12 protein-coding genes are annotated in these 14,070 nt (G+C 52.5%); 7 read left to right on the forward strand and 5 right to left on the reverse strand.

Going from position 1 to position 14,070, the window contains the following annotated elements; all coding sequences use genetic code 11:
• Positions 1 to 105: 105 nt before the first annotated feature.
• The 3 genes from hrpA to V7028_RS07410 are packed head-to-tail and all read left to right on the forward strand — an operon-like array spanning position 106 to position 5,564.
• Positions 106 to 3,975, forward strand: coding sequence for an ATP-dependent RNA helicase HrpA (hrpA, locus tag V7028_RS07400; protein ID WP_334119449.1), 3,870 nt, complete (start codon positions 106 to 108; stop codon positions 3,973 to 3,975).
• A 23-nt stretch (positions 3,976 to 3,998) separates the two neighbouring features.
• Positions 3,999 to 4,763, forward strand: a complete 765-nt coding sequence (locus V7028_RS07405) for an EI24 domain-containing protein (protein WP_334119450.1) — start codon at positions 3,999 to 4,001, stop codon at positions 4,761 to 4,763.
• Between the two features lie 18 nt (positions 4,764 to 4,781).
• Complete coding sequence (locus V7028_RS07410) at positions 4,782 to 5,564, forward strand: competence/damage-inducible protein A (RefSeq protein ID WP_334119451.1); 783 nt, start codon at positions 4,782 to 4,784, stop codon at positions 5,562 to 5,564.
• Between the two features lie 94 nt (positions 5,565 to 5,658).
• On the opposite strand, the gene V7028_RS07415 is transcribed toward V7028_RS07410, so the two are convergent.
• Positions 5,659 to 6,216, reverse strand: a complete 558-nt coding sequence (locus V7028_RS07415; protein WP_334119452.1) for a phasin family protein — start codon at positions 6,214 to 6,216, stop codon at positions 5,659 to 5,661.
• A gap of 178 nt (positions 6,217 to 6,394) precedes the next feature.
• Here V7028_RS07415 and V7028_RS07420 point away from each other — a divergent pair, with 178 nt between their 5' ends.
• Both V7028_RS07420 and V7028_RS07425 read left to right on the forward strand, forming a co-directional pair.
• Entirely contained in the window at positions 6,395 to 7,348 is a 954-nt protein-coding gene (locus V7028_RS07420) for a histone deacetylase family protein (protein ID WP_334119453.1), read from the forward strand.
• A gap of 105 nt (positions 7,349 to 7,453) precedes the next feature.
• Positions 7,454 to 8,347 carry a serine hydrolase gene (locus tag V7028_RS07425; RefSeq protein WP_334119454.1) on the forward strand — a complete coding sequence of 298 codons (894 nt, stop codon included), beginning with the start codon at positions 7,454 to 7,456 and terminating at the stop codon, positions 8,345 to 8,347.
• A 27-nt stretch (positions 8,348 to 8,374) separates the two neighbouring features.
• Here the strand turns inward: V7028_RS07425 and V7028_RS07430 are convergent, their stop codons facing one another.
• Entirely contained in the window at positions 8,375 to 9,175 is an 801-nt protein-coding gene (locus V7028_RS07430) for an IclR family transcriptional regulator (protein ID WP_334119455.1), read from the reverse strand.
• 138 nt (positions 9,176 to 9,313) lie between these two features.
• Between V7028_RS07430 and V7028_RS07435 the strand changes: the two genes are divergently transcribed.
• Positions 9,314 to 10,054, forward strand: a complete 741-nt coding sequence (locus tag V7028_RS07435) for a (Fe-S)-binding protein (RefSeq protein WP_334119506.1) — start codon at positions 9,314 to 9,316, stop codon at positions 10,052 to 10,054.
• A gap of 18 nt (positions 10,055 to 10,072) precedes the next feature.
• Positions 10,073 to 11,485, forward strand: coding sequence for a LutB/LldF family L-lactate oxidation iron-sulfur protein (locus V7028_RS07440; protein ID WP_334119456.1), 1,413 nt, complete (start codon positions 10,073 to 10,075; stop codon positions 11,483 to 11,485).
• A 9-nt stretch (positions 11,486 to 11,494) separates the two neighbouring features.
• Here the strand turns inward: V7028_RS07440 and V7028_RS07445 are convergent, their stop codons facing one another.
• Genes V7028_RS07445 through aat form a run of 3 tightly spaced genes read right to left on the reverse strand, consistent with a single transcriptional unit; the run spans position 11,495 to position 14,062 of the window.
• A complete protein-coding gene (locus V7028_RS07445; RefSeq protein ID WP_334119457.1) occupies positions 11,495 to 12,550 on the reverse strand; it encodes a quinone-dependent dihydroorotate dehydrogenase in 1,056 nt (351 codons plus the stop codon).
• Positions 12,551 to 12,609: 59 nt separating this feature from the next.
• Positions 12,610 to 13,347 (reverse strand): arginyltransferase, encoded by a 738-nt coding sequence (locus tag V7028_RS07450; protein ID WP_334119458.1) that lies wholly within the window; start codon positions 13,345 to 13,347, stop codon positions 12,610 to 12,612.
• Entirely contained in the window at positions 13,334 to 14,062 is a 729-nt protein-coding gene (gene aat, locus V7028_RS07455) for a leucyl/phenylalanyl-tRNA--protein transferase (protein WP_334119459.1), read from the reverse strand. The genes V7028_RS07450 and aat overlap by 14 nt, the downstream gene beginning before the upstream one ends.
• Positions 14,063 to 14,070: the final 8 nt, after the last annotated feature.

The following is a 14,070-nucleotide window of genomic DNA, read 5'->3' on the forward strand; positions in this document are numbered from 1 at the left end:
CGCAGCCGCTCGTTCGATTGATTATAATTTCCGATTGCGTGCAGTCCAGTCTTCTCGCTGTTTTTCCCCGATTTGATCGGAATTTGAACCCAATATTGGTTATTTGTGTTGTCAAAAGAACAAACCCTCCAGTCGCTACCTGAAATTCGTTATCCCGAAGATCTGCCGGTTTCCCAGCGTCGCGAAGAAATCAAGCGGCTTATTGATGCAAACCAGGTTGTCATTGTGTGTGGCGAAACCGGATCGGGAAAAACCACGCAGCTGCCGAAAATGTGCCTGGAACTGGGGCGTGGCTTGAACGGCCAAAGCATCGTGCACACCCAGCCACGCCGTTTGGCGGCCACGGCAACAGCCAAGCGAATTGCACAGGAACTGAATTCTGAGGTTGGTCAGTGGGTGGGTTTTAAAATTCGCTTTCAAGACCAATCCAGTGCAAATACGGCAGTGAAGTTGGTGACCGACGGTATTTTGCTGGCTGAAAGCCAAACCGATCCGTTATTCAAGAAGTACGACACCATCATTATTGACGAAGCGCACGAGCGCAGCCTGAACATCGATTTCCTGCTGGGTTATCTGAAGGATGTGCTGGGCAAGCGGCCTGACCTGAAGTTGATCGTTACATCTGCGACCATTGACGCTGAGCGTTTTTCCAGACATTTCGAGGATGCACAAAGCAAACCGGCGCCAGTAATTGAAGTGTCTGGCCGCTTGTACCCGGTTGAAGTTCGTTACAAAGACCCCAACGATTTCGACACCAGCCGCCGCAAAAATGCGCCAGTGAACCCGGCCGATGAGGTGGATGAAGACGCCTTTCAGGCCGCCACACTCGACGCCGTGGAAGAGCTTTGCCGCCAAGGCCAGGGCGACATTCTCATGTTCTTGCCCGGCGAACGTGAAATTCGCGACATGGCAAATTTTTTAAGCAAAAACATGCGCCAAACGCTGGAAATTTTGCCCTTGTTCGCAAGGCTGACCGCACAGGAACAGGAACGTATTTTCAAACCCAGTGGCCGCAGGCGCATTGTGTTGTCCACCAACGTGGCAGAAACCTCGCTGACCGTGCCCGGCATTCGTTATGTGATCGATTCCGGCGTGGCTCGTGTGAAGCGCTACAGCTACCGCAACAAGGTTGAAATGTTGCAGGTGGAGCGAATTTCCAAGGCATCGGCCAACCAGCGGGCAGGGCGATGTGGCCGTGTGGCCGATGGTGTGTGCATTCGCCTGTATGCAGAGGCTGATTTTGCAGGCCGTGCCGATTACACCGACCCTGAAATTCTTCGTTCATCGTTGGCATCCGTTATTTTGCGGATGAAAAGCCTGCACCTGACCGAGGTGGAAGATTTTCCATTCCTGCAGCGACCCATGGGTCGCGCCATTGCCGATGGTTACCAGTTGCTGAGCGAACTGAATGCGCTGGACGATGCCGGGTATTTGACCAAAATTGGCCGCGCACTGGCCAAGTTGCCGCTAGACCCCCGAATCGCCCGAATGTTGTTCGAGGCCAGCCAGCGTGGCTGTCTGAACGAATTGCTGGTGCTGGCCGCAGCCTTGTCGATACAAGACCCGCGCGATCGCCCGATTGATGCGCAAGAAGCTGCAGACAATGCGCAGCAACAGTTCGACGATGCAGAATCAGATTTCATGTCTTTTCTGAAGTTATGGAATTTCTATATTGATTTGAAAGAAAAAAGCTTGACGAATCGTGAAATGAAAAACACGCTTCAGCGCAAGTTTTTGTCAGCAAACCGCCTGCGCGAATGGAGTGAAGTTCACCAACAGCTCACTGCCATGGTGAAAGAGCAAAAGTGGACTTTGAACGCTACGCCTGCCACTTACGATCAAATTCATTTGGCGCTGATGGCGGGTTTGCTGGGCAACATCGGTTTGAAGCACGAAACCGACCCGGTGTACCTTGGTGCACGCAGCATCAAGTTTTCAATTCACCCAGGCTCGAACCTGTTCAAAAAAGGCGGCAAGTGGATCATGGCGGCCGAACTTGTGGAAACCACCCGCCTGTACGCCCGCAGCGTGGCCAAAATTCAACCCGACTGGATCGAGAAGGTAGGTAGCCACCTTGTAAAACGCAACCACAATAACCCGCATTGGGAAAAAGGTTCGGGGCAGGCGGTGGCCATGGAAACAGGCACAATCTATGGTTTGCCAATTTATTCCCAGCGCCGGGTCAGCCTGGCCCGCCTTAACCAGGCCGAGGCGCGCAGGCTGATGATTCACGAAGGCCTGGTCCCGGGCCAAGTGAAAACCAATGTGCCTTTCTATGTGCACAACCGCAAGCTGGTTGAAGACCTTGAAAAGCTGGAGCACAAAGCCCGCAGGCAAGACATTTTGGTCGATGAAGGTCTGATCGCCCAGTTCTACAATGACAAGTTGCCGACCGGTGTGTACAACCAGCAAACCCTGGAGAACTGGGTCAAACAAGCCAGCAAGGAAGACCAGGCGACGCTGTACTTGAACAAGCAAGACCTGCTGAGCAAAAAAGCGGGCGACATTACCACCGAGTTTTATCCCAAGAAGCTGGAAATGGGTGGCTTGGCCTTCGATTTGAGCTATCACTTTGAACCTGGCAGCCCACGCGACGGGGTAACGCTTACCATTCCTTTGATGCTGTTGAACCAGGTTAATGTAGGCCGCACAGAATGGCTTGTGCCGGGCATGCTGAAAGAAAAGGCCCTGCTGTTGTTGAAAAGCCTGCCGCAAAAGTTGCGCCGACATTGCGTGCCGGTGCCCCAGTTTGCTGAAAAATTTGCGGAAGCCCATTTTGATTCAACGCTGTACGACAAACCCTTGCTGGACCGCCTTCGCGATTTCGTGAGCAGCGAAACCCCGGCTCGGCCATTGCTCAGCGATTTCCGAATTGAAACCCTGCCGCCACACCACTTCATGAATTTCAAGTTGGTGGATGAACACGGTCGCCAACTGGATATGCAACGCAGTTTGTCGGCCCTGAAGGCAGAATGGGGTCGCAAGGCGCAGGAAAGCTTCAAAAGTTCGGACGTGGTGGAGCAAGTGCGAGCCCAGGTTGGGTCGGCCCAAACGCAAAGCAGCCATGGCAAAGCCAACAGTTCAAAAACACAGGCCCCCAGCAGCACCTTCACCGATCAGCCCATTACCGACTGGAGCTTTGGCAGTTTGCCAGACATGCTGGAAATCAGGCGCGCAGGGCAAACCTTCTTCGGTTACCCGGCCCTGAAAGACATGGGTGACCATTGCATTGTTGAAGTATTCGATGAAGAAGACATTGCCCGCAAAGTACACCTGGACGGCGTGCTTCGCCTGTTCAATATCGCCCTGAAGGAGCCTTTGAAGTACCTGACCAAGAACCTGCTCGATTTTCAGAAAGTGGCCATGCTGTACATGCCTTTGGGTTCATCGGACGAACTTCAGCAGCAGTGGATTAAGCTGACCCTGATGCGAAGCGCCCTGGCCGCAGGCCTGCCCAACACGCAGGAAGAATTCAACAGCAAGGTGCATGAAGCACGTAGCAGAATGAATTTGATTGCTCAAGAGATTGGAAAAATACTTCTTGTTATTCTTAATGAATACAGTGCTTTAAATAAAAAACTTCAAGTTTCTTCGAAATCATTCCCCGAATGTGTTGCCGATATTCAAAACCAGTTGAATTGGCTGTTGCCCAAGGGCTTTCTGCTGAAAAAACCCTGGGAGCAGCTGGCCCATTACCCGCGTTACTTGAAAGCCGCGCAAATTCGCCTGGAGCGGGCGCGTAATTCAATTGATCGCGACAAGCAGTTGATGAAAGAAGTCATGGATCTTCAATTACACTGGGTCCGTGCCGCTTCGCAGTTGAAGGGGCAAGAGGATGAAAGCCTGAGCCAGTTTGCCTGGCAGTTGCAAGAGCTTCGGGTTTCGCTGTTTGCCCAAGAATTGCGAACACCCATGCCAATCTCTGTGAAGCGTTTGCAGAAAGCCTGGGAAACCATGGCAAAGCGCCAGCAGTAGATCAACAACAAAAAGGAAGGTATATGAACAACGCACTGTCCATTCTTGTCAACGCGCTTGTTGATTCGTTTCGCCCCAAAATGCTGATGCTGACTTTGGCGTCTGTCGCGATTGCTTCTGTGTTCTGGTTGGTGGTGATTTGGTTGTCGATCGACCCGTTGGTTAATGCAGCCATGTGGGTGTTGTCGTATCTCGGGCTTGATTTTTCTGCCGAGGCCGTATCGACAGATGCCGAATTTCTTGGCTGGTTGAAATTCATCCTGGTGCCTTTGGCTGTGTTTGGTTTACTGTGGCCCATCGTGGCCACATCGGCTGTGTTGCTGGCAGGTTTGTACGTTACCCCACCGGTTGTGAATTACCTCACCGACAAGGAATTTCAGGGCATCGAGAAGAAAGGTGATTCTGGCATGGTCATGAGTCTGTGGGTTACCTTGAAAGCGGTTGTCATTTTCCTGGTCGCATGGATCGTGACCTTGCCCCTGTGGCTTATTCCCGGCATGGCGTTTGTTTTACCCGTCCTGTTGACGGCATACCTGCTGATGGTTGTGATGCGATTCGATTCACTGGCAGGGCACGCCACCAAACTGGAGATAAAAGAAATCCGGAAGCGCGACAGCACGTCGGCCTGGCTAATCGGTTTGGTGTGTGCATTTTTAAGTTTCATTCCACCCATTTTGTTGATCATGCCGGTGATGTCGGCTTTGGCATTTACTCGCCATTACATGGGCACGCTGGTGCAGGTTCGTGAAGACAAGGTGATCGACATGCCCGTGATTCAATCCAACTAACCACACAAAGAGCAACACATGGCAGTACCCAAATTTGGTTTGATTGTGGTGGGCGATGAAATTTTGTCGGGTTTGCGGCAAGACAAGCACATTCCAGCCCTAATTGAACGGCTTTCAGCACGGGGGCTTCATTTGTCCTGGGTTCAAATGGTGGGGGATGACCGGGATTTTTTAGCCGAGACTTTGCGGCATTCTTTTGCGAGCGACCACATTGTTTTAAGTTGTGGCGGCATTGGTGGAACCCCCGATGACCACACTCGGCAAGCAGCCGCCCAAGCCTTGGGCCTGCCAATTGTTCGCCATGAAGGCGCGGTTGACTTGATTCGCCAGCGTTGCGAAGAAAGCGGTCAGCCTTTGGATGAGTTCCGCTTGCGCATGGCCGACTTCCCGGCAGGTGCCAGCCTGATTCCAAACCCGTATAACCGAATTGCCGGTTTCACAGTGGGGCAACATCATTTTGTGCCGGGCTTTCCCGTGATGGCTTGGCCAATGATTGATTGGGTGCTGGATACTTTGTATCCGCAATTTCACCACCAGGAACTGGAATACAAGAAAGCGCTGCTGTTGTTCAACACGCCTGAAGCGCGGATTACGCCGGTGATGGAACAGCTTGAAGCGGCTTACCCCGACTGCAAGTTGTACAGTCTGCCCAGTGTGGGCGACAACAAACTGGCGCGGCACATTGAGTTGGGTGTGAAAGCACGGGGCAGTGTGGGTAAAAAAGAAGTGGTGTCAAAAGCCTTCGGCGACTTGCTGAAAATTCTGGAAGCCATGCAGTGCAAGGTCGAGTTGATCGACTAACATTTGAATAAAAAAAAGCCTGCCACAAAATCGGGCAGGCTTGAGAATTCGTTCCAGGAGGAACGAGGAGACATCTTTACATGCGAAGCGCTGATTAAGCAGCTTTGCGGGCCTTGGTAGAGGCTGTATTGGCGGCTTTGATGGTTGCCTTGGTAGCGGCTTCCACGTTGGCTTCTGCCATTTCAACAGCTTGTTTTGTGGCCTTGCTAACGCCTTCGTAGGCTGTGTTTGCTGCTGTCAATGCAGACTTCATCAGTGCAACAGCACTTTCTGAGCCGGCAGGTGCATTTTTGCTGGCTGATTCAAACAGCTCAACAAACTTTTTGTTGCTTTCGGCAACTTGTTCTTCAACCAGCTTGGCAGCTTCAGAAGCGATGCCAGAGGACAGGGAGTACAGGTCTTTGCCGTAGGCAACAGCTTTTTCAGACAATGGCTGTGATACTGAGCTGGATACAGCAACGAAGTCTTGAATGTCTTTGGCAGACGACAAGGCTTTTGCCGCTTCCACGCTGTCTTCCATGTATGATTTAACAGCGTTAAGATTCAGTTCAACTACTTTCTCAACATTGCTGAACGATTTCTGGCTAAGACCCAGGATCTTTTCAAGGTTGGATTTTTGAACATCAAGAAATTGTTCGGGGGTCATCATCATGTTTGCTCCGTCAGGTTTTGTACCGCTAGGGTTGTCATTTGGTGGCTAAATACTGGGCTTCACCACGTTTCGAACACCGTTTGATGCGGTGCACAAACTGAATTCTACCAAAATTTTTCCCCATGTCAACAAAAATGTTGCATTGCAATAAAATGAGTTCGTTCTGTTGTATTCCCCCATGATTGAAGCCTTCTATACAGATGAATTTGTACTCCCTTTGCCTGCGGGGCACCGTTTTCCAATGGAGAAGTACCGGATTCTTCGAGACAAGGTGAATCAAAGTGATTGCTCTGTAAGGCTTTTGGTGCCACCCGCAGCCACGTTAGGCCAATTGGCTTTGGCGCATAGCCCGGCCTACGTCCAGCGAATCGAGAGCGGCAATATTTCCGGCGATGAGCAAAGGGACATTGGTTTTCCGTGGTCTGAACGGATGGTTGAGCGTTCACTGCGATCAGTCGGGGCCACTGTGGCGGCTTGTAGAAGTGCGCTGCAACACGGCGCGTCGGTGAACCTTGCGGGCGGCACCCACCATGCCATGCGCGACAAAGGCGGTGGCTTTTGTGTGTTCAATGATTTGGCCGTGGCTGCAAGGGTCTACCAAACTGACTGCATCGCACGGGCTGGTAACATCAATCCCAAAGTGCTGGTTGTTGATCTGGATGTGCATCAAGGCGACGGGACGGCCTCTATTCTGGCCGGTGACCCCAGTGTGTTTACATTTTCCATGCATGGTGAAAAAAATTACCCTTTCCGGAAAAGTCAAAGTGATTTGGATATTGCCTTGCCTGATGGAACGGGAGACATCGAGTACGTTACTCAACTTGAGCAGGCCTTGCATTGTATTGAGCAGCAATTTCAGCCAGATCTGGTTTTTTACGTGGCTGGTCTTGATGTCCACCAGGCAGACCGCTTGGGCAAGCTGGCATTGAGCGACAGTGGGATAGAGCAGCGGGATTCAGTGGTGCTGGGCTGGGCTGAAAAGCGGAATTTGCCCGTGGCGGCTGTCATGGCAGGCGGGTATTTTCCCGATCTTGAACACCTGACCAATTTGCAATTGGGGGTAGTTCAAAGGCTCGCCAAATACGGTTGGCACTATAAAAGCAGGGTAGATTTAATAAAAAACTCGAAATAGATGGTTTAACGCCCTGTTATTAAAAGATACAGGGTATTGGCGATCAAGCTGATTCTGCGTAGAATCCAACAAAACATTCGTTCAAATAACAAAGTCAGAAACGCCATGATCCACAAAGCCTTGCTGTCCAAAATTCTCTTTGCTTGCTTCATGGTGTTGCATGCAGGTGTTGGCGCCGCACCCGGCAGTGCCGAACGCGCCAATCTTAAATCAGCCCACGATCCACTTTCCCTGAATAGCTCAGTAGCCCTTGTTGCAGACGCCGATTCCATGGAAGTGCTGTATGCAAAAAATCCATCGGCCGTGTTGCCGATCGCGTCCATCACCAAGCTAATGACGGTTGTGGTCACGCTTGAAGCTGGTCTTGATCTGAATGAAGTGATCAGCATCACCAGCGCAGACATTGATTATTACAAGAACACGCGCTCCCGTTTGAAGCCTGGCAGCGAATTCACCCGTCGTGAGCTAATGCATTTGGCCTTGATGGCTTCTGAAAACCGCGCTGCTTCTGCATTGGGGCGAAGCTACCCAGGTGGTTTGGCTGCCTGCGTGGCGCAGATGAACCGCCGTGCCATTGCATTGAACATGAGAAATACAAACTTTGCAGAAACCACAGGTTTGTCTGTCGAAAACAAATCAAGCGCTAACGATCTGGCTCGCATGGTGTTGCACGCGCAGGGGTTTCCGTTGATCCGGCAATTTTCCACTGATCCGCAGTTTTCCGTTCAAACTGGCAAAGGACAATTGAATTTTAGAAACACCAACCGCCTGCTCAAGAACAAGGAATGGGATATTCAGGTTCAGAAAACGGGTTTTATCAATGAGGCAGGGCGTTGCCTGGTGATGAAAGCGCGTGTGGGTGATCGCAACCTGGTCATCGTGTTGCTGGACGCACTGGGTTCACAAGCCCGCTTTGCCGATGCCGAACGAATTCGTGAGTATGTGATGGCGGTTGAGCCCGCCGCCAGTGCCACCAGTGCCACATATGCAGCGAAATAAGCGGCCAAATAAACAGCGAGTGGGGTTTTAAAGCCTGAAGCGCCCGCTGGGCGGAATCACCCGGCCTTGCCACCCAAGCGATGCGCTAATGCGTTGGGCGGTGTGTATCAGTTCCTGCAGCCAATCTTCCTGAATGCGATCCGCAGGTGCGGAAATCGACAGGCCGGCAATCAGCTTGGATGAATCGTCGTAAATACCTGCAGCCATACAACGAACGCCCATTTCAAGTTCTTCGTTGTCGCGCGCAAAACCCTCTGTTCTTACCAAAAGCAATTCTTTCTCAAGTTTTTCCAGTGTGGTCAAACTGTTCAATGTGGTGCCGCGCAGGGTGGTGCGCTCGGCATACAGTTTCAAATTCTCGGGTGATTCGCTGGCCAGAAAAAGTTTGCCAGTCGACGTAAGGTGCAGCGGGGCCCTGCCACCAATGGCGCGAACCACTTGCATACCGGATCGTTCACTGTAGGCGCGATCCACGTACACAATTTCGTCGCCTTGGCGAACGGACAAATTCACGGTTTGGCCCGTCAGGCGGTGCAACTTGCGCATCAATTCAAGCGCAGCGTCGCGCACGTTCAGGCGTGCTTTCACCAGGTTGCCCAGTTCAAGCAGGCGCATGCCCAAGCGGTAAAGGCCGGGGTCTGTTCGGTCAACCAGGCGGCAGGCCACCAAATCGTTCAAAATGCGGTGCGCTGTGGACGGGTGCAGTTTTGTATCGCGGGCCAAGTCTTTCAGTGCAACAGGGTCTTGGTGTTCAGCCAATGCATCCAGCAACTGCATCATTCGTTCCATGACCTGAATGCTTGTTCGCCCAATTGACTCTTCACTCATATTGTTATTTTCCTTTTCATCCAGTGGGAAGTTTAAACCATATTGTGAAATACGTCACTCGTTATGGTTATCACTACTGGCTGGAAACCCACATGGTGCATACACTTGAACGGTTTTAGTCCGTTTCGGGGAAATACATTGCGTGTCGGATTGTTTGTTACTTGTCTGGTGGACTCCATGCGACCCTCCATCGGTTTCTCAACACTGGAATTGCTGGAATCTGCCGGCTGCGAAGTCGTAGTTCCCCAAGCCCAAACCTGCTGTGGTCAACCCGCCTGGAATTCAGGCGATCAGGTCAGCACACACAAGCTGGCCCAAAAGTGGTTGGCTGAGTTTGAGCAGTTCGACTATGTGGTTGCACCATCGGGTTCCTGCGCTGGCATGGCAAAAACACATTACCCCGAGGTTTTTAAAAACGATCCCGACCTGAAAATGCGCGCAGCCCGCCTGGCTGCCCGCACTTACGAATTGACTGATTTTCTGGTGAACGTGCTGGGGGTGGAGAAGCTGAAGCTGGGTGCCTCTGAATTGAATCAGATCACCTACCATGATTCTTGTAGCGGGCTTCGCGAATTGGGTGTTCAACAACAGCCCCGAACCCTGATTGGCAAAATGGGTGGCGTGGAAATTCTTGAAATGAAAGACAGCCGCCAGTGCTGCGGCTTCGGCGGCACCTTCGCCCTGAAGTATGGCGAGGTGTCCAGTGCCATTTGTACCGACAAATGCGAGCAGATCAAGGCCACCGGCGCGCAGGCTGTGGTGTTGGGCGACCTGGGGTGCATGTTGAATATTGAAGGCCGTTTGCGCCGCATGGGCGATAACACCGAGGTGCTGCACGTGGCTGAACTGTTGACCGGCCGCAAGCCGGGTCAAATTTAAATTGGGGCGGTAACAACCATGCAAGTACAAAGCATGTTTTTTGAGCGCAAGGCCAGTGAAAAGCTGAATGACCCGCGTTTGCAGGAAAACCTGAAACGCCTTTCATCCAAGTTTGTGAATGCGCGCGCCACCAGTATTCTTGAACTGGATGATTTCGAGGGCACCCGTTCCGCTGCAGTGGACATTCGCAACCGCAGTATTCAAAGTCTGGATGTGTGGCTGGAACTGTTCGAGCAAAAGGCCACTGAAACCGGGGCCAAAGTATTGTTTGCCCGTACGCCACAGGAGGCGTCCGAGCTGGTTGTAAAAATTGCCAAAAAACATGCGGTGAAATCGGTCATCAAGTCGAAGTCAATGGTGACCGAAGAAATGGCCTTGAACAAAGCGCTTGAAGCGGCTGATGTGACGGTTCGCGAAACTGATTTGGGCGAGTACATTCTTCAAATCAACGACAACGAGCGGCCAAGTCACATCATCGCGCCCGTGGTGCACAAAGACAAAGAGCAGGTTGCCGACCTGTTTGAAAAACACCACCACCTGCCCCGAAAAACCGACATTGCCGAGATGACCCGCGAAGCGCGCGAAATTTTGCGCCCGCAGTTTTTGGCAGCGGACATGGGCGTGACCGGTGGCAACTTCATCATTGCGGAAACTGGTTCAGTGGCCTTGGTGACCAACGAGGGCAATGAAGGCATGTGCACCATCAACCCGCGCGTGCATGTGGCCATTACGGGCGTTGAAAAAGTGGTGCCCACGCTCGAGGACTTCGCCACCTTGATTCGCCTGTTGCCGCGTTCCGCAACCGGGCAAAGTATATCGAACTATGTTTCATTGCTAACAGGCCCAAAGCGCGAAGGCGACCTGGACGGCCCCGAGCACATGTACTTCGTGATTCTGGACGGTGGCCGCACGGGTTTGCTGGGTGGTGAGTTTGAAGAAATGCTTCGCTGCATCAAATGCGGTGCCTGCATGAACCACTGCCCGGTGTACCAGAAGATTGGTGGTCATGCCTATGGTTGGGTGTACCCCGGCCCCATGGGCTCGGTGCTTACGCCAAGTTACACGGGTCTTGAAAAGGCGCTTGATTTGCCGCAGGCGGCCACGCTGTGCGGTGAATGCCATGTGGTGTGCCCAGTTAAAATTCCATTGCCAGAATTGCTTCGCAAACTGCGCGAACAGCAGTTCTCGCGCGGGCTTCGCCCTTGGCAAGAAAAGGCAGCGTTCAAAGTGTGGGCTTTTGTGGCGCAGCGCCCAGCCTTGTACCGGGTGTTGTCCCGCATGGGTATCAAGGCGATGGCATGGTGGGGCAAGCGCAAAGGCGGCATTCACAGCTTGCCCATGGCCAGCGGCTGGACGGATCAGCGCGACTTCCCGGTGCCCACAGGTGAAACATTTTCAAATTTGTACCAACAGCGGCGCAAGAAAAAATAAAGCGCCGTGTCAAGCGGCTTTTCTGCGAACACCGGGTTTACAGTTCAGTCGAATGGTGGCCGCGCATTCGGTCACCAGGTTCGGGCCTTTGTAAATCAGGCCCGTGTAAATTTGAACCAGCTTGGCACCCGCACGAATTTTTTCTACCGCGTGTTCGCCGGTGGAAATTCCGCCCACGCCAATAATTGGAATATCGTCGCCCAGTTCTGCGTACAGGCGTTTGATCACATGGCTTGATTTTTCAAGCACGGGCGCGCCACTCAAACCACCTTGTTCTTGCCCGTGGGGCAAATCTGCCACGCCGCTTTTGTCGATGGTGGTGTTGGTCGCAATCACCCCGTCAAAGCCAAAGTGCGTCAAGCGTTTCGCAATAGCATCAATTTGATCGTTATCCAGATCGGGAGCAATTTTCAGAGCCATGGGCTTGTACAAGCCGTGTTCATCGGCCAGTGCTTTTTGTTTTTCTTTCAGTGAGCCCAACAACACATCCAGGCTGTCGCCGCCCTGCAAGTCACGCAGGTTTTTGGTGTTGGGTGATGAAATGTTCACTGCGATGTAAGTGGCGTAGGGGTACACCGCTTCCAGTGCTTTCAGGTAATCATCAGCAGCATTTTCAACCGGGGTTGCTGCATTTTTTCCAATGTTGATTCCCAGCACACCAGGGTAGTTGCTGGCTTTTACATTGCCGATCAACGTGTCCACACCTTCGTTGTTGAAGCCCATGCGGTTAATCAATGCGTTGGCTTGTGGCAGGCGAAACAGGCGCGGCTTTGGGTTGCCCGGTTGTGGCTTTGGGGTTACGGTGCCCACTTCCAGAAAACCAAAGCCCATCAAGCCCAATTCACTGATGTAAGTGGCATCTTTGTCCAGCCCGGCAGCCAAACCCACACGGTTCGGAAATTCAATGCCCATGACCTTGACCGGGTCTGAAACGGCAGTGGGTGAGAAATACTTGAGCAGGCCCAGTTTGCGCAACATCTGCAAGTTGCTGAAGGTGACGTGGTGCGCCTTTTCAGGGTCGAGTGCAAACAGGGCAGGGCGAATCAGGGAGTAGGGCAGCAGCATGGCCTTGGAAACCGGTAAGTTGGAAGAACAGCCCGCATTGTAACGGGGAAAATGCGGGCTTATTTGGGCTTGGGTTCAGGCAGCGCCTGCCACTGGTTGTCCTGAAGTATTTCAGCGGCTGAAAAACGGGCCTTGTACGCCATTTTTTCGCTTTCCCTGATCCAGTAACCCAGGTACAGGTAGGGCAGGTCAAGGTCCCGGCACTGGTCAATTTGCCATAGCACGCCGTACACGCCCAAACCGCTGCGCTCGTCGGGATCAAAAAAGGTGTACACCGATGAAAGGCCATCGGTGAGAATATCGATGATGGACACCATCACCAGCTTGCCTTGCGGGTTGCGAAATTCCACCAGCCTGGAATTTACCCGGGTTTGCAGCAAGAACTGTGAATATTGTTCGCGGCTGTCTTCATCCATGCCGCCACCGTGGTGCCTGATCGACTGGTATTTCAAATACAGCGCATAGTGTTCCGAATTGAAGTGCAGGCGTTGCACGCTGGGTTTCAGGTTTGAGAAGGCTTTTATCGTGCGGCGTTGGCTGCGGTTCAGTTCGAACCCGGATATTTCAAGGCGCAAGGGCTTGCAGGAAGTGCAGCCGTCGCAGTGAGGTTTGTAGGTGAACAGGCCGCTGCGGCGAAAACCCAATCGAACCAGTTCGCTGTACACATCGGCATTGATAAGATGGCTGGGCGTAGCAACCTGTGACCTGGCAAGGCGATTGTCCAGGTAGCTACATGGATAAGGTGCAGTTGAATAAAACTGCAGGGTAGAGAAGGGCAGTTCCTTAGGTCTGGTCATACGTCCATACTAGTTCGCGTGGTTCCCAATTCAAGGTGGGCTGCACAATGGAATTCGCCATTTCAGTTTCAAACACCTTTCTGCTTACCGTGCGGGCACCCATTGACATTAAATGCCCGGTGGCCTGCTGGCAATCAATTATGTGCACATTCTGCGCTTTTAGCCAATACACAAAGTGGGCGAACGCCACTTTCGAGGCATCGGTTTGTGTGGCAAACATGCTTTCACCGTACACCATTTTGCCCAAAGCCACGCAGTACAAGCCGCCCACAAGCTGATTGCCTTCCCAATGTTCTACCGAATGGGCATACCCACGCCGGTGAAGTTCTGTGTATGCGGCAAGCACTTCCTCATTGATCCAGGTGCCGTCTTGCCCGGGGCGTGGGGCGGCGCATGCACGCATGACATCCTCAAACGCAGTGTTCAGGCGAATGGCCCTGTCTGGATTTTTATGGAGCTTGCGCACGGCCTTGGACAGGGAACGATGCAGTTTGAATTCATCGGTGTACAGCACGGCGCGGGGTGAGGTGCTCCACCACAACACGGGTTCACCTTGCGAATACCAGGGAAAGATTCCGCGCGCGTAGCTTGCTTCCAGCCAGTCGGCATTGATTTCCAGGCTGGCCGCGAGCAGGCCCGGCGGGTATTGAAGTGCGTGGTCGGTGCTTGGGAAGTCGGTCGGTGAATTCAGCCAGGGGATGGAGGTTTTCGTCATCCGTTTTT

Source organism: Limnobacter sp. (genome assembly GCF_036846585.1).
Lineage (GTDB): Bacteria > Pseudomonadota > Gammaproteobacteria > Burkholderiales > Burkholderiaceae_B > Limnobacter.

Coding starts and splice junctions, on each gene's coding strand:
- V7028_RS07425 (WP_334119454.1), top strand. CDS start 7,454: ATGATCCACAAAGCCTTGCTGTCCAAAATTCTCTTTGCTTGCTTCATG.
- V7028_RS07410 (WP_334119451.1), top strand. CDS start 4,782: ATGGCAGTACCCAAATTTGGTTTGATTGTGGTGGGCGATGAAATTTTG.
- aat (WP_334119459.1), bottom strand. CDS start 14,062: ATGACGAAAACCTCCATCCCCTGGCTGAATTCACCGACCGACTTCCCA.
- V7028_RS07440 (WP_334119456.1), top strand. CDS start 10,073: ATGCAAGTACAAAGCATGTTTTTTGAGCGCAAGGCCAGTGAAAAGCTG.
- V7028_RS07430 (WP_334119455.1), bottom strand. CDS start 9,175: ATGAGTGAAGAGTCAATTGGGCGAACAAGCATTCAGGTCATGGAACGA.
- V7028_RS07405 (WP_334119450.1), top strand. CDS start 3,999: ATGAACAACGCACTGTCCATTCTTGTCAACGCGCTTGTTGATTCGTTT.
- V7028_RS07450 (WP_334119458.1), bottom strand. CDS start 13,347: ATGACCAGACCTAAGGAACTGCCCTTCTCTACCCTGCAGTTTTATTCA.
- V7028_RS07445 (WP_334119457.1), bottom strand. CDS start 12,550: ATGCTGCTGCCCTACTCCCTGATTCGCCCTGCCCTGTTTGCACTCGAC.
- V7028_RS07420 (WP_334119453.1), top strand. CDS start 6,395: ATGATTGAAGCCTTCTATACAGATGAATTTGTACTCCCTTTGCCTGCG.
- V7028_RS07415 (WP_334119452.1), bottom strand. CDS start 6,216: ATGATGATGACCCCCGAACAATTTCTTGATGTTCAAAAATCCAACCTT.